The organism is Klebsiella sp. HN106 (genome assembly GCF_051209435.1).
GTDB lineage: Bacteria > Pseudomonadota > Gammaproteobacteria > Enterobacterales > Enterobacteriaceae > Klebsiella > Klebsiella oxytoca.
In genome coordinates this window covers 231,847-253,462 of record NZ_JBLURD010000007.1, presented here as the reverse complement: position 1 = coordinate 253,462, position 21,616 = coordinate 231,847, and the positions used below count along the sequence as shown (strand labels likewise).

19 protein-coding genes are annotated in these 21,616 nt (G+C 53.9%); 16 read left to right on the top strand and 3 right to left on the bottom strand.

What is annotated here, in order from left to right; translation table 11 throughout:
• The first annotated feature begins 32 nt into the window (after positions 1–32).
• On the top strand, positions 33–1,331 hold the full coding sequence (gene eno, locus ACSIPU_RS18460; RefSeq protein WP_004105008.1) for a phosphopyruvate hydratase: 1,299 nt from the start codon (positions 33–35) through the stop codon (positions 1,329–1,331).
• A 66-nt stretch (positions 1,332–1,397) separates the two neighbouring features.
• Here the strand turns inward: eno and ACSIPU_RS18455 are convergent, their stop codons facing one another.
• Entirely contained in the window at positions 1,398–2,507 is a 1,110-nt protein-coding gene (locus tag ACSIPU_RS18455; protein WP_024274628.1) for an SDR family oxidoreductase, read from the bottom strand.
• A gap of 459 nt (positions 2,508–2,966) precedes the next feature.
• Here ACSIPU_RS18455 and queE point away from each other — a divergent pair, with 459 nt between their 5' ends.
• Both queE and ACSIPU_RS18445 read left to right on the top strand, forming a co-directional pair.
• Positions 2,967–3,638: a 7-carboxy-7-deazaguanine synthase QueE gene (gene queE, locus ACSIPU_RS18450; protein WP_004114912.1), complete on the top strand. Its 672-nt coding sequence runs from the start codon at positions 2,967–2,969 to the stop codon at positions 3,636–3,638.
• A 188-nt stretch (positions 3,639–3,826) separates the two neighbouring features.
• Positions 3,827–4,615 (top strand): SDR family oxidoreductase, encoded by a 789-nt coding sequence (locus ACSIPU_RS18445; protein ID WP_004105001.1) that lies wholly within the window; start codon positions 3,827–3,829, stop codon positions 4,613–4,615.
• A gap of 90 nt (positions 4,616–4,705) precedes the next feature.
• Here the strand turns inward: ACSIPU_RS18445 and queD are convergent, their stop codons facing one another.
• The gene (gene queD, locus ACSIPU_RS18440; protein ID WP_004104999.1) at positions 4,706–5,068 is read right to left on the bottom strand and encodes a 6-carboxytetrahydropterin synthase QueD; all 363 of its coding nucleotides are present in this window, start codon (positions 5,066–5,068) and stop codon (positions 4,706–4,708) included.
• A gap of 318 nt (positions 5,069–5,386) precedes the next feature.
• On the opposite strand from queD, the gene cysJ reads away from it, so the two are divergent.
• The 9 genes from cysJ (at position 5,387) to ACSIPU_RS18395 (ending at position 15,757) form a co-directional block, all read left to right on the top strand.
• Positions 5,387–7,186 carry an NADPH-dependent assimilatory sulfite reductase flavoprotein subunit gene (cysJ, locus tag ACSIPU_RS18435; RefSeq protein WP_024274627.1) on the top strand — a complete coding sequence of 600 codons (1,800 nt, stop codon included), beginning with the start codon at positions 5,387–5,389 and terminating at the stop codon, positions 7,184–7,186.
• The gene (gene cysI / locus ACSIPU_RS18430; RefSeq protein WP_004104995.1) at positions 7,186–8,898 is read left to right on the top strand and encodes an assimilatory sulfite reductase (NADPH) hemoprotein subunit; all 1,713 of its coding nucleotides are present in this window, start codon (positions 7,186–7,188) and stop codon (positions 8,896–8,898) included. The genes cysJ and cysI overlap by 1 nt, the downstream gene beginning before the upstream one ends.
• 98 nt (positions 8,899–8,996) lie before the next feature.
• Entirely contained in the window at positions 8,997–9,731 is a 735-nt protein-coding gene (cysH, locus tag ACSIPU_RS18425) for a phosphoadenosine phosphosulfate reductase (RefSeq protein WP_004104993.1), read from the top strand.
• A gap of 648 nt (positions 9,732–10,379) precedes the next feature.
• Positions 10,380–10,766 carry a hypothetical protein gene (locus ACSIPU_RS18420; RefSeq protein ID WP_017145481.1) on the top strand — a complete coding sequence of 129 codons (387 nt, stop codon included), beginning with the start codon at positions 10,380–10,382 and terminating at the stop codon, positions 10,764–10,766.
• A 132-nt stretch (positions 10,767–10,898) separates the two neighbouring features.
• Complete coding sequence (locus ACSIPU_RS18415; protein ID WP_004104991.1) at positions 10,899–11,198, top strand: hypothetical protein; 300 nt, start codon at positions 10,899–10,901, stop codon at positions 11,196–11,198.
• A gap of 237 nt (positions 11,199–11,435) precedes the next feature.
• Entirely contained in the window at positions 11,436–11,966 is a 531-nt protein-coding gene (locus tag ACSIPU_RS18410; protein ID WP_224227111.1) for a DUF3304 domain-containing protein, read from the top strand.
• A 78-nt stretch (positions 11,967–12,044) separates the two neighbouring features.
• The gene (locus tag ACSIPU_RS18405) at positions 12,045–12,575 is read left to right on the top strand and encodes a DUF3304 domain-containing protein (RefSeq protein ID WP_017145483.1); all 531 of its coding nucleotides are present in this window, start codon (positions 12,045–12,047) and stop codon (positions 12,573–12,575) included.
• A gap of 78 nt (positions 12,576–12,653) precedes the next feature.
• Entirely contained in the window at positions 12,654–13,175 is a 522-nt protein-coding gene (locus ACSIPU_RS18400; RefSeq protein WP_017145484.1) for a DUF3304 domain-containing protein, read from the top strand.
• On the top strand, positions 13,163–15,757 hold the full coding sequence (locus tag ACSIPU_RS18395; RefSeq protein ID WP_004104986.1) for a T6SS phospholipase effector Tle1-like catalytic domain-containing protein: 2,595 nt from the start codon (positions 13,163–13,165) through the stop codon (positions 15,755–15,757). The genes ACSIPU_RS18400 and ACSIPU_RS18395 overlap by 13 nt, the downstream gene beginning before the upstream one ends.
• Before the next feature lie 186 nt (positions 15,758–15,943).
• On the opposite strand, the gene ACSIPU_RS18390 is transcribed toward ACSIPU_RS18395, so the two are convergent.
• Positions 15,944–16,999 carry an aminopeptidase gene (locus tag ACSIPU_RS18390; protein WP_032745843.1) on the bottom strand — a complete coding sequence of 352 codons (1,056 nt, stop codon included), beginning with the start codon at positions 16,997–16,999 and terminating at the stop codon, positions 15,944–15,946.
• Positions 17,000–17,246: 247 nt separating this feature from the next.
• Here ACSIPU_RS18390 and cysG point away from each other — a divergent pair, with 247 nt between their 5' ends.
• The 4 genes from cysG to cysC are packed head-to-tail and all read left to right on the top strand — an operon-like array spanning position 17,247 to position 21,613.
• On the top strand, positions 17,247–18,653 hold the full coding sequence (gene cysG, locus ACSIPU_RS18385; protein ID WP_163525304.1) for a siroheme synthase CysG: 1,407 nt from the start codon (positions 17,247–17,249) through the stop codon (positions 18,651–18,653).
• A gap of 9 nt (positions 18,654–18,662) precedes the next feature.
• Positions 18,663–19,571, top strand: coding sequence for a sulfate adenylyltransferase subunit CysD (cysD, locus tag ACSIPU_RS18380; RefSeq protein WP_004104981.1), 909 nt, complete (start codon positions 18,663–18,665; stop codon positions 19,569–19,571).
• Positions 19,572–19,580: 9 nt separating this feature from the next.
• Positions 19,581–21,008, top strand: coding sequence for a sulfate adenylyltransferase subunit CysN (gene cysN, locus ACSIPU_RS18375; protein ID WP_047720722.1), 1,428 nt, complete (start codon positions 19,581–19,583; stop codon positions 21,006–21,008).
• Positions 21,008–21,613 carry an adenylyl-sulfate kinase gene (gene cysC, locus ACSIPU_RS18370; protein WP_004104979.1) on the top strand — a complete coding sequence of 202 codons (606 nt, stop codon included), beginning with the start codon at positions 21,008–21,010 and terminating at the stop codon, positions 21,611–21,613. Before cysN ends, cysC begins: the two co-directional genes overlap by 1 nt.
• Positions 21,614–21,616: the final 3 nt, after the last annotated feature.

Here is a 21,616-nt window from a genome sequence, read left to right as displayed (position 1 = left end):
GTTTTAGTTTAACTTGTACTGAGGAAAACCTAATGTCCAAAATCGTTAAAGTCATCGGTCGTGAAATCATCGACTCCCGTGGTAACCCGACTGTTGAAGCCGAAGTACACCTGGAAGGTGGTTTCGTCGGTATGGCAGCTGCTCCGTCAGGTGCTTCTACTGGCTCCCGCGAAGCGCTGGAACTGCGCGATGGCGACAAGTCCCGTTTCATGGGTAAAGGCGTACTGAAAGCTGTTGCTGCGGTAAACGGCCCGATCGCTCAGGCAATCCTGGGCAAAGATGCCAAAGATCAGGCTGGCATCGACAAAATCATGATCGACCTGGACGGTACTGAAAACAAATCTAACTTCGGTGCGAACGCTATCCTGGCCGTCTCTCTGGCTAACGCCAAAGCTGCCGCTGCTTCTAAAGGTCAGCCGCTGTACGAGCACATCGCTGAGCTGAACGGCACTCCGGGCAAATACTCCATGCCGGTTCCGATGATGAACATCATCAACGGCGGCGAGCACGCTGACAACAACGTCGACATCCAGGAATTTATGATTCAGCCGGTAGGCGCTAAATCCCTGAAAGAAGCCGTACGTATGGGTTCTGAAGTGTTCCACAACCTGGCTAAAGTTCTGAAAGCTAAAGGCATGAACACTGCTGTTGGTGACGAAGGTGGCTACGCGCCGAACCTGGGTTCCAACGCTGAAGCGCTGGCTGTTATCGCTGAAGCCGTTAAAGCCGCTGGCTACGAGCTGGGCAAAGACATCACTCTGGCGATGGACTGCGCGGCTTCTGAATTCTACAAAGACGGTAAATACGTTCTGGCCGGCGAAGGCAACAAAGCGTTCACTTCAGAAGAGTTCACTCACTTCCTGGAAGAGCTGACCAAACAGTACCCGATCGTTTCTATCGAAGACGGTCTGGACGAATCTGATTGGGACGGTTTCGCATACCAGACTAAAGTACTGGGCGACAAAATCCAGCTGGTTGGTGACGATCTGTTCGTAACCAACACCAAGATCCTGAAAGAAGGTATCGAGAAAGGCATCGTTAACTCCATCCTGATCAAATTCAACCAGATCGGTTCTCTGACCGAAACTCTGGCTGCGATCAAAATGGCGAAAGACGCTGGCTACACTGCCGTTATCTCTCACCGTTCTGGCGAAACTGAAGACGCTACCATTGCTGACCTGGCTGTTGGTACCGCTGCAGGCCAGATCAAAACTGGTTCTATGAGCCGTTCTGACCGCGTTGCTAAATACAACCAGCTGATTCGTATCGAAGAAGCGCTGGGTGAAAAAGCGCCGTACAACGGTCGTAAAGAGATCAAAGGTCAGGCATAAGCCTGTCTTAATCTGATATGAAAAAGCCAGCCTACGGGCTGGCTTTTTTTATCTCTACAAAAGTGGCTACTTAAAATCTACCGCCATTTGCTGCGGGATAGAAAGCCCGCGCGTGGTCTGTACGCAGCGGTCAATGTAATCGGTAAAGCGCGGCGGTTTTGGCATACCCATGCTGAGCAGCTTGTCGTTGCTGAATCGTACGTTGAGCGTGGCGAAGGCGCCGTAAAGGCGCATGGCTTTTAGCATCAGCCGTTCGTTGCAGGGGCCAAAAATAGCCTTCAGCTCACGACGCATTTTGACCAGCGTTTCATAGCTGACCTGCGCGTATTTATCGCCGACCGGCGCCTGTTCGAGGGCGGAGGCCATTGCGTTATCGATATCCGCAAACCTTACGCTGTTTTCTTCCCCCGCAGAAATATGCACCACTTCTCCGCGCGCCAGCGGGCTGACAAGCAGCATCAGCAGCGCATCGGCACAGTAATCGACGGGGATCACATCAATGCGGTCTTCCATCGAACACATAAATTTTTGCAGCATCAGCCCCATGCTGAATACCCAGAAAATACTGCTGGAGGGCTGACAGCCGTGATGAGTGTGGCCAACAACAATAGAGGGACGGGCGATCGCCAGCGGTAGGGTTGAGCATTCCTGCCGCATGAGACGCTCAATCATTGATTTAGAGTGCGTGTACTCGACCAGATGCGCAGCGCGTTCACGAAACGCTGTGCTTTCCGCTACCAGAGAATCGGGATCTGGCGAGCAGGACATCGCGGTGCCGACGTGCAGAAAGCGCTCAAGGCGGCTGACCTGAGCCATCCGCCGGGCAAACTGCAGCGTACCTTCGACGTTGACCTTCCAGATAAGCGGGTTGTTACCAAATGAGGCGACGGCAGCGCAGTTGAGCACGTGGGTAACCTGATTCAGGCGCGGGTCGTCGAGAAAGGGCTGCGGATTGGCCAGATCCCCCAGCAGAATGTTGCCTGGCGTCAGGGCCGTTAGTCTCTCTTCGCTAATATTGAATTTTCGCAGATTTTCCTTTACCCGCTCTACGGCAGCTACACTATTATCTGCACGAACTAACAGTAATAGATTAGGCGCATTCTTTTTATTCAGAATGCTTTCTAACACTGCTCCACCGAGAAATCCGGTCGTGCCAGTAATTAATAATGTATTCATGAATGCAGTCTCATTATGGTTGGTGGACTGGATTCTAGGCGCAAAAAATTAAACGGATATTAAATGGGTGAAGATCATAACGTACGGTTTATTAAGGTTATTTTAAGGTTTTTTTTACGTCGTGGATCGAATTTGACCCTTCGCTATGGCAATAAATTCATTATTTCGTGTATCCATTTGTACATCATTGAAATTTATTATTTTTAAATTTGTTATTTTATTTTTGGCTTTCAGGGTGATACATGTTTTGTTACACCAAAATTTCAGCTATGCCGCTTAATAGTAGCCTTATTATTATCAGGCTAGTTAAATCAGCCGCCCCTGGATAGGGATATCGACCAACTGACGGACGTTTATCAATAAGGATTAGGCTTACCCACCTCGCGGCGCAGCGCAGGACAAGATCTGCGCGAGTAAATCTGCGATAATGCGCGCTCTTAACCCAATACAGAGATGATTATGCAGTACCCGATTAACGAGATGTTCCAGACCTTGCAAGGCGAAGGTTACTTCACCGGCGTTCCCGCCATTTTTATTCGTTTACAGGGATGCCCGGTTGGTTGCGCATGGTGCGATACCAAACATACCTGGGATAAACTTGCCGATCGAGAAGTCTCTCTGTTCAGCATTCTGGCAAAAACCAAAGAGAGCGATAAATGGGGCCCGGCAAGTAGCGAAGATCTGCTGGCCATCATCGGGCGTCAGGGCTGGACTGCTCGTCACGTGGTGATTACCGGCGGCGAACCCTGTATTCATGATTTAACGCCGCTGACCTTGCTGCTGGAGCAAAACGGCTTTAGCTGCCAGATTGAAACCAGCGGCACTCACGAAGTTCGCTGTACGCCTCATACCTGGGTGACGGTATCGCCGAAGGTGAATATGCGCGGCGGCTATGATGTCCTTTCTCAGGCGCTGCAGCGAGCTGATGAAATAAAACATCCTGTTGGACGCGTGCGCGATATCGAAGCGCTCGATGAACTGCTGGAGACGCTGGCTGACGACAAGCCGCGCATCATCGCGCTGCAGCCAATTAGCCAGAAAGAGGACGCGACGCGCCTGTGCATCGAAACCTGCATCGCGCGCAACTGGCGTTTATCTATGCAGACGCATAAGTATCTGAACATCGCCTGATCCCTTCTTTTTTGCCGGGCTGGCTGATAGCTGTCCGGCAAGCACTTTATTCATATATGAATTCATCAAGCCCCCTCGCTTCAGCGTACTAGTTAAGATTCTCGCTCATACCTGCGGTGGTATAATCGATTCGTACATCAGCCGCCCCGGCGCGCTGTCGATATGTTGACTTAAGGATCGAGTTAAACATGCAGCCAATTGAGCCATCCCATGCTTTTTCTATGGAGTTCTTCTCCCTCAAAGGGAAAACCGCCATTGTCACCGGGGGGAATAGCGGACTGGGGCAGGCTCTTGCCCTTGCTCTGGCCACGGCGGGAGCCAATCTGTTTATTCCCGGACGACGCGTCGATAATGCGCAAACCCGTGAACGCATTGAGCAGCAGGGCGCTGAAGTGGAGTTCATGCTGGCGAATATTACCGACAACGGCATGCCGCAGCGCATTATCGCCGCCTGCTGCCAGCGTTTCGGCACGGTCGATATCCTGGTGAACAATGCCGGTATTTGCCGTTTGAATAAGGTCCTGCGCTTTGGCCGCGCCGACTGGGACCCGATGATTGAGACCAACCTGACGGCGGCTTTCGAGCTCAGCCATGAGGCGGCGAAAATAATGGTTCCCCGCCGCTGTGGCAAAATTATCAATATCTGTTCGGTGTTTTCTTATTTAGGCGGCAGCTGGTCGCCGGCTTATGCAGCAACCAAACATGCCCTCGCGGGGTTAACCAAAGCCTATTGTGAAGAGCTCGGTCCATATAACATTCAGGTTAACGGTATTGCCCCCGGCTATTATGAGACCGACATGACGGCGATCGTCCGCAACACGCCTAAGGAAAACAGGCGCGTCCTGGCGCATATTCCGGCCGGCCGTTGGGGTGAGGCGCAGGATCTGATGGGCGCAGTCGTCTTCCTGGCCAGCCGGGCCTCGGATTACGTGAATGGCCATATCCTGGCGGTAGATGGCGGTTATCTGGTGCGCTAGCCGCGAACTAGCCCATGCGAGGCGAGAAACGGCGAGAGGCGAAAAGGCCATCGCGCCGCTAACAGGCGACCTACGCGATGGCGAAAGGGATCACTCGCCGCGATAGACGCAGCCCGCCGTGCAGGTTTCTTTGATCATCACCGCGCTGAGTAGCGGAACCAAAGGCTTCATCTGCTCCCAGATCCATTTTGCCAGGACTTCGCTGGTAGGATTGGAAAGTCCCGGAATATCGTTCAGATAGTAGTGATCCAGGCGATCGTAGGTGGGTTTGAATGCGGCTTTCAGCTCGGCGAAATCCATGATCCACCCGGTATGGGGATCGACTTCACCGGTAATCTCCAGGCGCACCATAAAAGAGTGACCGTGCAGGCGTCCGCACTTATGGCCTTCCGGTACGTGCGGCAGGCGGTGAGCGGCTTCGAAAGTGAAATCTTTAAACAGCGTGGTGGACATCTTTTATTCTCAATATGGCAAAAAAACCGCCGTAGGGTACCGGAAAGTACATTTTTTATCATTAACTAAAACGGTCCTGAACACAAAATGGACATATCCATGCGGTTTATGGGAATTATATCTTTATATTACAGCAACTTATTTAATCGATTTTGTTGTTAATAACTATAACTAAAACAGGTTAGTCCATTTGGTTATTTGTTATTTCCATCCCTTCTTTAATTGTTACTATCTGCGCCGTTAACCTTCTATTCTCTTCTGTTTTATCACGTTGACAGGGCGTGAATCACAGCTTTGCTTACTGGAACATAACGACGCATGACGACACAGGCCCCACCTTCCAATTTGCTACCGCTGAGTCCGGAGCAAATGGCGCGCCTTCAGGCGGCCACGACTGACTTCACGCCTACCCAGCTAGCCTGGGTTTCCGGCTATTTTTGGGGGATGCTGAATCAGCAGCCCGGCGCGGCGGTTGTTGCGCCAGCCCAGGCGGCTGAAGTGCCGTCCATCACGCTGATTTCGGCCTCGCAAACCGGCAATGCCCGCCGCATCGCTGAAGCGCTGCGTGACGATCTACAGGCGGCGCAGCTGAATGTGAAGCTGATTAACGCAGGCGACTATAAATTTAAACAAATTGCCACCGAAAAACTGCTGGTCGTCGTGACGTCAACACAAGGCGAAGGTGAGCCGCCGGAAGAAGCCGTCGCACTGCATAAGTTCCTGTTCTCGAAGAAAGCGCCCAAGCTGACCGATACGGCATTTGCCGTGTTTGGCCTCGGCGATACCTCCTATGAATTCTTCTGCCAGTCCGGCAAGGATTTTGATAACAAGCTGGCCGAGCTGGGCGGTGAACGCCTGCTGGATCGGGTTGACGCTGATGTGGAGTATCAGACCGCCGCTGCCGAATGGCGCGCCCGCGTGGTTGAGGTGCTGAAAGCGCGCGCGCCTGCTGCTTCTCCGTCTCAGCTGGTGACCAGCGGGGCGGTGAATGAAATCCACACCAGCCCGTATACCAAAGAGGCGCCGCTGACTGCGACGCTGGCGGTGAATCAGAAAATCACCGGCCGTGATTCAGAAAAGGATGTGCGCCATATTGAAATCGACCTCGGCGACTCCGGCCTGCGCTATCAGCCGGGCGATGCGCTGGGTGTCTGGTATCAGAACGATCCGGCGCTGGTGAAGGAGCTGGTGGAGCTGCTCTGGCTAACAGGTACGGAACCGGTCACGGTCGACGGCAAAACGCTACCGCTTGCTGAAGCGCTGGAATGGCATTTTGAGCTGACGGTCAACACCGGCAATATCGTGGAAAACTACGCCACCTTAACCCGCAGCGAGTCTTTACTGCCGCTGGTGGGCGATAAGGCACAGCTCCAGCACTACGCCGCAACCACGCCGATCGTCGACATGGTGCGTTTCTCGCCGGCGCAGCTGGATGCCCAGGCGCTGGTTGACCTGCTGCGCCCGTTGACGCCGCGGCTGTACTCGATCGCCTCTTCGCAGGCGGAAGTGGAAAGCGAAGTCCACGTCACCGTTGGCGTAGTGCGTTATGATATTGAAGGTCGCGCTCGTGCCGGCGGCGCTTCCAGTTTCCTGGCCGACCGCGTCGAAGAAGACGGCGAAGTTCGCGTTTTTATCGAGCATAACGATAACTTCCGTTTGCCTGCGAACCCGGAAACGCCGGTGATCATGATTGGTCCCGGTACCGGCATCGCGCCTTTCCGCGCGTTTATGCAGCAGCGCGCGGCGGAAGGCGCAGAGGGTAAGAACTGGCTGTTCTTCGGCAACCCGCACTTTACTGAAGATTTCCTCTATCAGGTGGAGTGGCAGAGCTACGTCAAAGAAGGCGTGCTGAGCCGCATCGACCTGGCCTGGTCCCGCGATCAACAACAAAAAGTCTACGTTCAGGACAAACTGCGCGAGCAGGGAGCCGAACTGTGGCGCTGGATTAACGACGGTGCCCATATTTATGTCTGCGGCGATGCCAATCGTATGGCAAAAGACGTTGAGCAGACGTTACTGGAAGTGATTGCCGAATACGGCGCGATGGACGCCGAAGCGGCGGACGAATTTTTAAGTGAGCTGCGCGTAGAGCGCCGTTATCAGCGAGATGTCTACTAATGAGCGAAAAACATCCAGGCCCGCTGGTGGTCGAAGGTAAACTGACTGACGCCGAGCGCATGAAGCTCGAAAGCAACTACCTGCGCGGCACCATTGCGGAAGATTTGAATGACGGCCTGACCGGCGGTTTTAAAGGCGATAACTTTCTGCTGATCCGTTTTCACGGTATGTATCAGCAGGATGACCGCGATATCCGCGCCGAACGTGCGGCGCAGAAGCTGGAGCCGCGTCACGCGATGCTGCTGCGCTGCCGCCTGCCGGGCGGGGTGATCACCACCAAACAGTGGCAGGCGATCGATAAATTCGCCGCCGATAACACCATCTACGGCAGTATCCGTCTGACCAACCGTCAGACCTTCCAGTTTCACGGCATTCTGAAGAAGAACGTCAAGCCGGTGCACCAGATGCTGCATTCGGTCGGACTGGATGCGTTGGCCACCGCTAATGACATGAACCGTAACGTGCTCTGTACGTCCAACCCGAACGAGTCTCAGCTGCACGCCGAAGCTTATGAATGGGCGAAGAAGATCTCCGAGCACCTGCTGCCGCGCACTCGCGCCTATGCTGAGATCTGGCTGGATCAAAAGAAAGTTGCCACCACCGATGAAGAACCGATCCTCGGCCAGACCTATCTGCCGCGTAAGTTCAAAACGACCGTGGTGATCCCGCCGCAGAACGATATCGATCTGCACGCGAACGATATGAACTTCGTGGCTATTGCTGAAAACGGCAAGCTGGTGGGCTTTAATCTGCTGGTGGGCGGCGGTTTATCGATTGAGCACGGCAATAAGAAAACCTACGCTCGTACGGCGAGCGAGTTTGGCTATCTGCCGCTGGAGCATACCCTGGCGGTAGCGGAAGCGGTGGTGACGACCCAGCGCGACTGGGGCAACCGTACCGACCGTAAAAATGCGAAAACCAAATACACCCTGGAGCGCGTTGGCGTTGAGACCTTTAAAGCAGAAGTGGAGCGTCGGGCGGGCATCAAGTTTGAACCGATTCGTCCATACGAGTTCACCGGCCGCGGCGATCGTATCGGCTGGGTGAAAGGTATCGACAATAACTGGCATCTGACGCTGTTTATTGAAAACGGACGTATCCTTGATTATCCGGGCCGCCCGCTGAAAACGGGTCTGCTGAAGATCGCGAAGATCCATAAGGGCGAATTCCGTATTACGGCAAATCAGAATCTGATTATTGCCAGCGTACCGGAAGATCAGAAGGCGAAGATCGAGAAGCTGGCCCGCGAGCACGGCCTGATGAACGCCGTTACGCCGCAGCGCGAAAATTCGATGGCTTGCGTCTCATTCCCGACCTGCCCGCTGGCGATGGCGGAAGCCGAGCGCTTCCTCCCGTCATTCATCGATAAAGTCGAGGCGGTGATGAGCAAACATGGCGTTGGCGACGAGCATATCGTTACCCGCGTCACCGGTTGCCCGAACGGCTGCGGTCGCGCGATGCTGGCGGAAGTGGGCCTGGTGGGTAAAGCGCCGGGCCGCTACAACCTGCACCTTGGCGGCAACCGTAGCGGGACGCGGATTCCGCGCATGTACCGGGAAAACATTACCGAGTCGGAAATTCTCGACTCAATCGACGAACTGGTAGGGCGCTGGGCGAAAGAGCGAGAAGCGGGTGAAGGCTTCGGCGACTTTACGGTGCGTGCGGGCATTATTCGTCCGGTGCTCGATCCAGCCCGGGATTTCTGGGAATAACATCCCGCTGCCCGGTGGCGTTTCGCTTACCGGGCCTGCGGGTCTTGTCGACCGGGTAAACGCAGGGCCCCCGGTAAAAACAGGCAAATGAGGTTCTTATGTCCGTACTCGATTTAAACGCGCTGAACGCATTACCGAAGGTCGATCGCGTTTTACAGCTAGCGGAAACCAATAGTCAGCTGGAAAAGCTGAGCGCGGAAGCGCGCGTTGCGTGGGCGCTGGAAAACCTGCCGGGGGAATACGTGCTCTCTTCGAGCTTTGGTATTCAGGCGGCGGTGAGCCTGCATCTGGTCAATCAGGTGCGCCCGGATATCCCGGTTATTCTGACCGATACCGGCTATCTGTTCCCCGAAACCTACCAGTTTATCGATGAGTTAACGGACAAACTCAACCTGAACCTGAAGGTCTATCGGGCGAAGGAGAGCTCCGCCTGGCAGGAAGCGCGCTACGGTAAACTGTGGGAGCAGGGCGTTGAGGGCATTGAAAAATATAATGACATCAACAAGGTTGAGCCGATGAACCGGGCACTGCAAGAGCTGAACGCGCAAACCTGGTTTGCGGGCCTGCGCCGCGAGCAATCCGGCAGTCGCGCCCACTTACCGGTGCTGGCGATCCAGCGTGGCGTGTTTAAGGTGCTGCCGATCATCGACTGGGATAACCGCACGGTTTACCAGTATCTGCAAAAGCACGGCCTGAAATATCATCCGCTTTGGGATCAGGGCTATTTGTCGGTAGGAGATACCCACACCACGCGCAAATGGGAGCCGGGGATGGCGGAGGAAGAAACGCGCTTCTTTGGCCTGAAAAGAGAGTGCGGGTTGCACGAAGGTTAATATGAGTCCCGGCGCTGCCCTGCGTATTCCCATAAAAGCGGGGTAAAATAGCAGAGCTCTGTTTAGCGGTGGCCAGGGCATGATGGCCATCACGCTCCTGGCTTCTGCCATCCCGAAAAATCAACAGTAAGATGGTGCTGCGATCGCTTAATCGGCTGAGCAGCACCGTATTTTAGGCATAACCGTAGCTCCTTCAACACAACCGGGTGCTGAAACTGGCATGGGAAGGCCGAAAGATAAGCTGCCGGGATTCGACTCAATTTTCTGCGGCCCGTGTTCAACACAAGCCTGGGCTTTCCTGGGTTTTGCTGCAACTAAGAATCTCATTTTATGAATTCATTATTGATTCATATATTCTTATTGTTAGTTGTGTAGCCGGCATGGATGAACAACGTAAGTGATTCATGTTTTATTACGAGCTTATCTAATAATTATCCGCTACGCGCTAATTTCTTGTTTCTTCCCGGCTTGACACAGACTACGAATTATATTTATATTTTTTCCTTCAGGGCGAATACAGAACGAATAAATTTCACATTTTCTTGCACCATATGAATACCGTAATGTTTTTCTGAACGCCTTGCTTATGCCTCTCTGTATTTATGTCTGCTGGGGATATTTATCTTAAATAAAGCGCAAGGTAGCGTCATGTTCTTTGAAAAGGAAATAGTTACAAAAGACAATTATTATATCTCCCTTGAAGGGTTAATTGAACGCTGTTACGCCAAAAGTGCCGGTAAACGATGTATATATCTCGAAGATGAACATTTCATTCAGCAATCTGGTACGGACGAGTTTGCATTCGACACACTATCTGATGCAGTTTCTTTCAGAACAAACCTTATCAGTAAATATCAAAGAATTTTCAAACTTTTTTGCGGCATTCTGGTAGATGAACCGGGAACTGCCTGTTCTCAAGAAAGCAGCACTTTCCCTCAACCGAGAAGACATCAGAAAAGCAAACGACAGAACAATTTTCTGCGTAAATTGAAGGGATTAAGAAGGAATGTTCTCTCATCATACGCGATAAATTAATGATTATTTACGAGTGAACCAGGAAAAATTGGGCCGTCGAAAACATAAACGAGAAACTTAAGAATAGCGCGGAAAGGTTACTGATTATTAAAAATGGAACGCAGTGCGATATCGACTACCCAGGCAGATCGTATGGCTGCCTCACAGGAAATGGATATAAATATGATTTACCTGAACCATCACGCTACAACTATCACCGCTTCTGCAGTTCGCTCTACCGTCACTGCGTTTTGGTTCCAGACGCATTTCCAGCGGCATACAATGCCTGCGCGCGTTTTATTGATTTACCATCTGCATCCGGTTTTTCCGAGCTATTTGCTCTCTGGTTATTGCGTAAAACGTTTGCTGCGCATGTTATTTTCGGCGGCGGGGTGGATACTGTCAGGGATGAGCTTTCCGGGCATATCTAAAGATTTTTTCGAATCGTACTAACAAAACCCACCGGATCGGTTACGTGGATTGTCGTGGCGTGCTTTCATTGGCCAGAGAAGGGTACGCAGCCCTGCCAGAGGGACAGTAAATGCCCTTTCTCACCTGCAGGTTGGCCAGCAAGCGCAATTATGACTGGCGCTTCTGCAATGGCAGAAGGATCTTTTCTGGCGGATGTAAGCCGTGGAGACGGTAAAGGATACACACGGGATAGGTATGACATGAAACGGAGTTCGTACTATGCAGGAAATAGTTAAAGCAGTGCCGCTGTTATGTTTTTTACTGCTGGGCTGTGATCCGGCAGAAAAAGAAGCACCGCGCGGCAGCGGGAAGAGCAGCTACGTGGCGGCTAATCTGTTGGGCTATAACCATATGGCAGGCACGAATATCAACTGGTTCTCCGTCAACGGCTATCGGGGGCACGCCGGGGGGTTTACCTGCTGCATATCGCTGCCGGAAAAATGGCGGCCCAATATGCAGGTGGCAGTGGAGTGGGAGGTTAACCCTAACCCGTTTCCGAAGGATCTCCCCCACTTCGATGATCCAAACTATAAACATTATATGGAAAAATATAAGGCTACCTTTCGTCAGTATAAAGCGGTGGCCACTATTCCCGAATATGAAGATTCCTGCGGCCTGCAGGTGCATTTCTTGCCCTGTCAGCAGATTAAAGTAACGGCCACCTGCCACGGGCCGACTCATCCTGACCACCCGATTAAAGAACCTTTCGATCTGCCGGAGCCTGGCCAGTGCCCGCCAGAAACGCCATGATTTTATTGTTGTGAGCTGGGCGTTATCAACCGCAGCAGAGGCTGCGCCTTCAGTGTGACATGAAACGGAGTTCATACTATGCAGGGAATAGTTAAAGCAGTGCCGCTGTTATGTTTTTTACTGCTGGGCTGTGATCCGGCAGAAAAAGAAGCACCGCGCGGCAGCGGGAAGACCAGCTACGTGGCGGCTAATCTGCTGGGCTATAACCATATGGCAGGCACGAATATCAACTGGTTCTCCGTCAACGGCTACCGGGGACACGCCGGGGGGGTTACCTGCTGCATATCGCTGCCGGAAAAATGGCGGCCCAATATGCAGGTGGCAGTGGAGTGGGAGGTGGATCCTGACCCGTTTCCGAAGGATATCCCCAGATTCAGCGACCCTAAGTATGATGAATATATAGAAAAACACAGGGCTAACTATCGCCATTATAAAGCGGTGGCCACTATTCCCGAATATGAAGATTCCTGCGGCCTGCAGGTGCATTTCTTGCCCTGTCAGCAGATTAAAGTAACGGCCACCTGCCACGGGCCGACTCATCCTGACCACCCGATTAAAGAACCTTTCGATCTGCCGGAGCCTGGCCAGTGCCCGCCAGAAACGCCATGATTTTATTGTTGTGAGCTGGGCGTTATCAACCGCAGCAGAGGCTGCGCCTTCAGTGTGACATGAAACGGAGTTCATACTATGCAGGGAATAGTTAAAGCAGTGCCGCTGTTATGTTTTTTACTGCTGGGCTGTGATCCGGCAGAAAAAGAAGCACCGCGCGGCAGCGGGAAGAGCAGCTACGTAGCGGCTAATCTGCTGGGCTATAACCATATGGCAGGCACGAATATCAACTGGTTCTCCGTCAACGGCTACCGGGGACACGCCGGGGGGTTTACCTGCTGTATATCGCTGCCGGAAAAATGGCGGCCCAATATGCAGGTGGTAGTGGAGTGGGAGGTGGATCCTGTCCCGTTTCCCAAAAATATGCCCCCAATGGGAACAAAAGAATTTCGTGATTATGCGAAAGATCATGAAGCAAATTATCGCCACTATAAAGCGGTGGCCACTATTCCCGAATATGAAGATTCCTGCGGCCTGCAGGTGCATTTCTTGCCCTGTCAGCAGATTAAAGTAACGGCCACCTGCCACGGGCCGACCCATCCTGATCACCCGATAAAAGATCCCTACCGTCAGTCGGAGCCTGCCCAATGTCCCCAATAACCGAATCTTTTAAGAAACATTTTGGCAATCATCAGCTTACCACTACGGGCGATCCGTGCTGGGTTCCTCCCGCTTTTCCGAAAGAGGGCCGGTTGCTTTTAAGCCAGCGGCAGGTCAACGCCAATATAATCAAAATCGACAGGGAGGAGGCATTATTTCGCCAGGAGTCCCGCCGGCAAAAAAGCAGCCCCTGCTGTAAGAGCCTGCATATCAGCCTGTTTTTTGACGGTACCAATAATAATGCGCTAAAAGATACCGCCTGCATGCCGCCGCACCCGTCGAACGTGGCAAAACTATACCGTGCCTGCGCGCCTGATGATCTCATGGCAAATGAGCGTGGATTTTACGCCTTCTATATTCCCGGCGTTGGTACGCCTTTTCCGCAGATTGGTACCTATGACTATTATTCGTCGGGACTGCAGTTTGCTGTCGGCGGCGAGGACCGTATCAACTGGGGGATGGTGCAGCTTTGTAATGCCCTGAACCATACCGTGACAAAAAATTTCCTCGGCAACGGCATAATGAAAAGGGCGGTTCAGGCGATGAACAGCTCCAGCACTTCGGCGGCTGTGGAACTGGGGTTATTCGCTGGCAGCGCGGCGATGTCTTACAACCGTGAAAAAGTAAACCAGGCCTATCTGGACTCGCGGAAGACAATGCCTGGTCAGATGCGGATGCGGCTGCGTATGTTTGAACAACTCTTAAGGCTGGTGCAGGAAAAATTCGTGCGCGCGCAGTGCAAGACGGCAGCGATAAAGCTGTTTGTGTACGGTTTTTCCCGCGGCGCGGCAGAAGCCCGCGCTTTTGTCAGCTGGCTGGATGAAGCGCTGGCCGAAGGACTACTCGGTTTCCCGGCAGGAACGCTGCTCGGCGTGAAGGTTTCGGTGGAATTTTTAGGCCTCTTTGATACCGTGCCGGCAGTGGGAATTGCCAATGTGGTTCCGGGCTTTACCGGTCACAACGGCTGGGCGGAGCAGACGCAGCCGCTGACGCAGTCAGGGTTAATCAAGCGCTGCTATCATCTGGTGGCTGCTCACGAGCAGCGTCAGGCATTTTCGCTGGACTCCATCCGTACCGCCGCTGGCAGCTATTTATCCCAGACTCAGGAAGTGGTCTACCCCGGTATGCACTCCGACGTTGGCGGGGGATACCCCTGTGGGGATCAGGGCAAGGGCCGGGGCGGTGCGGGCGATCTGTTATCGCAAATTACTCTGCATGATATGTATGCTGCCGCGATGGATGCCGGGGCGCCGCTGTCGTTTCATCCTGATGTTTTTGCCCTGTTGCACCCGGATTTCAGGCAAATGTATATCTTTCGGGAAATGAGTTTTGCTTCAGTTGGGGAATTTGATTTTTATCCCGGACTGGTAGACACCTTTAACAACTGGCGATCGACCCTCTCCCTTGACAATCAGCAGGAGGATCCGCTGTCTGACGATGCTATCTACGCGCCGTTTCGTTTTGAGTCAGTCTGTCTGGAAGAGATGCTGGAAGCGGAAATGATCTGGATGACCGGCTGGCGTATCGCACGTTTTGCTTCACCCAGGACATCGCCAATAAATCTCACGTCGCAGCCCTTCTTCCAGCATGCGGCCCAGCACCCGGAGATTACCGCCCAGCCGTATGCGGCAGGGTTCAGCCAACAGGCGCAGCGCGCCCTTGCCCGTGAGTGGTCGCTTTTGCAATGCAAAGCTGAGGCGATAGCGCAGGCGCGTAATAAAGAGGCGTCCAGACACAGGGGCGATGAAAATTGGTTCCCTGGCCCGGAGCTTGTTGGGCAACCGTTGTTCGATGCCAACAACGCCCGCGGTCAGCTTTGGGAAGCCGCCACCGAGTTTGCGGCGGACTACATGCGTAAAGCTCGCCCCCAGGCGCTGTTTAAACCGGCGATGAAGCAGAAAGCGCAGGGGGCGATCGATTCGGCCACCTGCACTATTGCCGCAAGTGCCGAAACCGGCTTTTCATGGGAGATAAGCACGACGGCGGCAAATCTACAGATACTGGATCCACTGCTCGCCCAGGCGGCCTACTTTTATACCCATCAGAATGAAGCCTATGAATATCTGCGATTTAAGCAGGCGGGCGAGTACAGATTCCGTCAGCATATTGAGCCGTGCCTGTTGAAACGAGAGCAGAACGATAAAATCAGCGGGCTGATCACTCTGTATGATAACTATATCCATGATTCCCGGGCCTGGTTTATGCACTCGGAAAGCGGCGTCAGAGAGCCTTTTGGCAGCTACTTTTTATCCAGAATGATCTATTTTGGCGATAAGTGGAGCAAGGCCGTCCAGCTGCGCTTTGATGGGCAAACGATGTCAGGTATTAGCGAGGCGCTGCAGGATAAGGCCATTTTTGCTCATGTGCCAACCTACGGTGTAAAGGTCTTTAACCGTGATACCGGGCAAGAAATTCCCGTTGACGAAAGCAGTCTGCCAGCGCCCACGCATGAGTTTATCGCGCAGCTTAAACCCCTGGTTAAACAGCGCCAGCAGGCAACGGAAACGGCCAGGCGCGAGCGCATCGCAAATGCGCTCAACGCCTTATGGGACTCCGAAATACTCCATTCACCTCAGGTGTAATTTGACAGAGGTGAGAGGTCAGTGGTGGCGTATTTGTTATCTGAACAGGTTCGGGGCAGCGTTTTTTCAGCTCCCCAGATATAGACCTGGCTGTCGGCGATGGAGCGCATGCTGACAGCCAGTAGCAGGAACAACGGTATTAAAGCATCATGGCGACAGTCCTTGTTGCCGCATTTTATCGTTAGTCTATTTTGAGGCGGGTCTCTTCTCCGCCTTCGCCAGCTCTTTCACCAGCGGCAGCATAACCCTCATCACATCGCGGCTGCGCTGAGCAATACGGCCCGGCAGGGCTTTATCAATATACTGCTGGTTATCCAGCTGAACGTTGTGCCAGCTGGTACCGTCCGGGAACGAACGAGATTTGGCGCGCTGCTGGTAGCCATCTTTGCGTCCCAGAGACCAGTTGGTGGCTTCGACGGTTAATACCGGGATCCCGGCTTCGTCAAATACGCTGGCATCATTACAGCAGCCGGTCCCTTTTGGATAGTCAGGATTCAGGCCAGGATTGCTGGCGGCGCTAATACCTTTACTACGAGCGATAGCCAGCGCCCGGTCGCGGGTGAGCTTGCGCACCGAGGATGGCGTGCTGCGGCCGCTATTAAAATAGAGCTTATCGCCCACCACCAGATTATCGAGGTTAATGACCAATAGGGTATTTTTCTTCTCCGCGTCGCTCATACGCTTAAGCATATTCTGCGCACCCAGACGACCCTCTTCTTCACCGCTGGTGGCGACGAAGCGAATACCATAACGCGTAGGGATATTCTTTAACTGCTCAGCAAGTTCCAGCATGACCCCCAGACCGAGGGCGTTATCATCGATGCCCTGCAGCGTCAGGCCGCCGAGGTTATTTTCTATGTCGGCATCGGTCTGCGGCGCGTAGGTATCTAGATGGGCCATGATGATGATTTGCTGGCGATCTTTCCCCTCATGCGCGGCGATAACCGTGCTGCCGGTGACGTTTTGCCAGTTTTTGCGATTATCGTTGTTGGTGTAAATGTATCGGGTATTAAAACTGCGAATATCGCTCTCGTAGCCCATTTGCGTGAACTGCTGACGCAAATAATCAGCCGACAGCATCTCGGCGGGCGAACCGGTCATTCTTCCGGGAAAAAAGGTAGCGATGTGACGAGCCTGAGCATTGGTGGTGTCGCCCAGAGCGCTTATTGCCGGGGCGGCGGTGAAGACAAAACCTGCGCTCAACGCCAGGGGAAGCAGGCGACGGCACAATGCGGAAAACATAGGGGGGTCCTTTAGCACTTAAAACAATTTCACCCGCGTAGTATGAAACTGTGATCGGGGTTAAACAATTTCAATCGCTCTTAAATGGTGGAAAAACCGCGTGTTAAGCACTTTTTGATATTAGCTTTTCCAGGCCGTTATTCTTTTGAGTCACAACTCATTCCATTTCGTAATTTCATTTGCTCTAAACCGCACCCTATAGTCGCTCTATTGCTGATTGTAAGAGAGTTGTTGCGCAGTGGAATACTTGCCGATATTTGCCGAAGTGAAAGAGAGACCCGTACTGGTGATCGGCGGCGGCGAGATTGCCGCGCGCAAGATCACCTTTCTGCTGCGTGCTGAAGCGAAGGTACAGATTGTCGCCGACGCGCTAATTCCGGAACTTGCCGGCAAGGTTGAGCGTCAGGAAATTCAGTGGCGGGCCACCGAATTTGAAGAGCAGCAGCTTGATAACGTATTCCTGGTGATTGCCGCTACCGAAGATGACGCGCTGAACCTGCGCGTTTATGCCGCGGCCAACGCGCGCTACCGGCTGGTCAACGTGGTTGATAATCAGGCGCTGTGCTCGTTTGTTTTCCCGTCAATCGTCGATCGTTCTCCGCTGCTGGTGGCTATCTCTTCCAGCGGCAAAGCGCCGGTGCTGTCGCGAATTTTGCGCGAAAAAATCGAAGCGCTGCTGCCCACCAACCTGGGGCGGCTGGCCGAAACGGCGAGCTACTGGCGTCATCATATTAAAACCCATCTGAAAACCACTGCCGAACGCCGTCGTTTTTGGGAACGCGTGTTTACCGGCCGCTTTGCCAGCCTGATGCTGGCGGGCAATAAAGCCGAAGCGGAAAAGGCGCTGGAAGATGAGCTCCGACAGCCGGAAAAGCGGCTCGGTGAAATTATCCTCGTCGGCGCGGGGCCTGGCGATGCCGGACTGCTGACCCTGCGCGGCCTGCAGGCTATCCAGCAGGCGGATGTGGTGTTTTACGACAATCTGGTCACGCCGGAAGTCCGCGAGCTGGTGCGTCGCGACGCGGAGACAATCTGCGTGGGCAAAAGCGCCGTCGGCGTCTCCGTACCGCAGCAGGACATTAACCGCATGCTGGTAGAGGCGGCGAAAGCGGGCAATACGGTGATTCGCCTGAAAGGCGGCGACCCGTTTATTTTCGGGCGCGGCGGCGAAGAGCTGCAGGCTGCGGCTGAAGCCGGTATTCCGTTTCAGGTTGTCCCGGGCGTGACGGCAGCGGCTGGCGCCACGGCTTATGCCGGGATCCCGCTGACCCACCGCGATTACGCGCAAAGCGCAACTTTTATTACCGGGCACTTCGGTGCGGAAAACTCCCCGCTCAACTGGACTCGGCTGGCGCAAAGCGGCCAGACCCTGGCGATTTATATGGGCAGCCTGAAAGCGGCGGAAATCAGCGCTCAGCTGATCGCTAACGGTCGCGCGGGCGACACCCCGGTGGCGGTGATCTCGCGGGGTACTCGCGCTGATCAGCAAACCCGGACCGGCACATTACAACAACTCGAAAACCTGGCGAAAGATGCCCCGATGCCCGCGCTGCTGGTAGTGGGCGAAGTGGTGCGATTACATCATCAGCTTGCCTGGTTTCAACACACCTCATCCTCAGACGCCTTTAAGGCTTCTGTAGTAAATCTGGCTTAAGGAACGGTTATGGACCAAAAACGACTTACTCACCTGCGGCAACTGGAGGCGGAAAGCATCCATATTATTCGTGAGGTGGCCGCCGAATTCTCTAACCCGGTGATGATGTACTCCATCGGTAAAGACTCCAGCGTAATGCTGCATCTGGCGCGTAAAGCGTTTTATCCAGGAACTCTGCCGTTCCCGCTGCTGCACGTTGATACCGGCTGGAAATTCCGCGAAATGTATGAGTTCCGCGACCGTACCGCTAAAGCCTACGGCTGCGAACTGCTGGTGCATAAAAATCCGGAAGGGGTGGCGATGGGGATTAACCCGTTCGTTCACGGCAGCGCCAAACATACCGATATCATGAAAACCGAAGGCCTTAAGCAGGCGCTGAACAAATACGGCTTCGATGCCGCGTTCGGCGGCGCGCGTCGCGATGAAGAGAAATCTCGCGCCAAGGAGCGTATTTACTCCTTCCGCGACCGCTTCCATCGCTGGGACCCAAAAAACCAGCGCCCGGAACTGTGGCACAACTATAACGGCCAGATTAACAAAGGTGAAAGCATCCGCGTGTTCCCGCTCTCCAACTGGACCGAGCTGGATATCTGGCAGTACATCTATCTGGAAAATATTGAAATTGTTCCGCTGTACCTGGCGGCAGAGCGTCCGGTGCTGGAGCGCGACGGGATGCTGATGATGATCGATGACGATCGCATTAATCTGCAGCCCGGCGAGATGATCAAAAAACAGATGGTGCGCTTCCGTACCCTTGGCTGCTGGCCGCTGACCGGCGCGGTGGAGTCCAATGCGCAAACGCTGCCGGAGATCATCGAAGAGATGCTGGTGTCGACCACCAGCGAACGACAGGGGCGCGTGATTGACCGCGACCAGGCAGGCTCCATGGAGCTGAAGAAACGTCAGGGTTATTTCTAAGGAGCCGCCATGAACACTACGATTGCACAACAAATTGCTGATGAAGGCGGCGTAGAAGCCTATCTGCACGCCCAGCAGCACAAAAGCCTGCTGCGCTTTCTGACCTGCGGCAGCGTTGATGACGGTAAAAGCACGCTGATTGGTCGATTGCTGCACGATACCCGACAGATTTACGAAGATCAGCTCTCATCTCTGCATAATGACAGCAAACGTCACGGTACGCAGGGCGAAAAATTGGATCTGGCGCTGCTGGTGGATGGCCTGCAGGCCGAGCGCGAGCAGGGCATCACCATCGACGTCGCCTATCGCTATTTCTCTACCGAGAAGCGCAAGTTTATTATCGCCGATACGCCGGGGCACGAGCAGTACACCCGTAATATGGCGACCGGTGCATCAACCTGCGAACTGGCGATCCTGCTGATCGACGCCCGCAAAGGCGTGCTCGATCAAACCCGTCGTCACAGCTTTATTTCGACACTGCTGGGGATCAAACACCTGGTGGTGGCGGTGAACAAAATGGATCTCGTCGAGTTTAGCGAAGAGACTTTCAACACCATCCGCGAAGCGTATCTGACCTTTGCGGAGCAGCTGCCTGGCGATCTCGACATTCGCTTTGTTCCGCTTTCTGCCCTGGAAGGGGACAACGTCGCCAGCCAGAGTGAGAAAATGCCGTGGTACAGCGGTCCGACGCTGCTGGAAGTGCTGGAAACCGTTGAGATTCAGCGCGTGGTGGAAAGCCAGCCGCTGCGCTTCCCGGTACAGTACGTTAACCGCCCGAACCTCGACTTCCGCGGATTTTCCGGGACGGTGGCCTCCGGTAGCGTGAGGGTAGGGCAGCGTCTTAAGGTGCTCCCGTCCGGAGTGGAATCCACCGTTGCGCGCATCGTCACCTTCGACGGCGATCTGCCAGAAGCGGCGGCCGGGGAAGCGATCACCCTCGTGCTGAAGGATGAAATTGATATCAGCCGTGGCGATCTGCTGGTCGATGCGGCAGTTTCTCTGCCCGCAGTACAAAGCGCCAGCATTGATGTTGTATGGATGGCGGAGCAGGCGCTGACCCCGGGCCAAAGCTACGACATTAAAATCGCCGGTAAGAAAACTCGCGCCCGCGTTGATAGCGTTCGCTACCAGGTGGATATCAACAACCTGACCCAGCGCGAAGTGGAAACGCTGCCCCTGAACGGCATCGGGCTGATCGATCTCACTTTTGACGAGCCGCTGGTGCTGGATAAATACCAGGATAACCCGGTTACCGGGGGCCTGATCTTTATCGACCGTTTGACCAACGTCACCGTTGGCGCAGGTATGGTTCATGAACCCCATGAACGGGTTCAGGCGAGCGCTTCACAGTGCAGCGCGTTTGAGCTTGAGCTGAACCAGCTTATTCGCAAGCACTTCCCGCACTGGGACGCTCGCGACCTGCTGGGAGGCAAGTAATGGCCCGACATGACGAAAACGTCGTCTGGCATGACCATAAGGTAACACGTAAAGATCGAGAAGCGCTGCATGGGCATAAAGGCGCAGTGGTCTGGTTTACGGGACTTTCCGGTTCGGGAAAATCAACCATTGCCGGCGCGCTGGAAGAGGAGCTGCATCGGCTCGGCGTGAGCACCTGGTTACTGGATGGCGATAATGTGCGTCACGGCCTGTGCAGCGATCTTGGCTTCAGCGACGACGACCGCAAAGAAAACATTCGCCGCGTGGGGGAAGTGGCGAAGCTGATGGTCGATGCCGGGCTGGTTGTATTGACGGCGTTTATATCTCCGCATCGCGCAGAGCGACAAATGGTGCGCGAACGTATAGGGGAAGGGCGCTTTATCGAAGTATTTGTCGATACGCCGTTAGCGATCTGCGAAGCGCGGGATCCGAAGGGCCTGTACAAGAAGGCGCGGGCCGGGGAATTGCGCAACTTTACCGGGATCGATTCAGTGTATGAATCCCCGGAGAGGGCAGAAATTCACCTCGACGGTGAACAATTGGTAACAAATTTGGTGCACCAACTATTAGACCTGCTACGACAGAGCGATATTATCAGATCCTGAAAC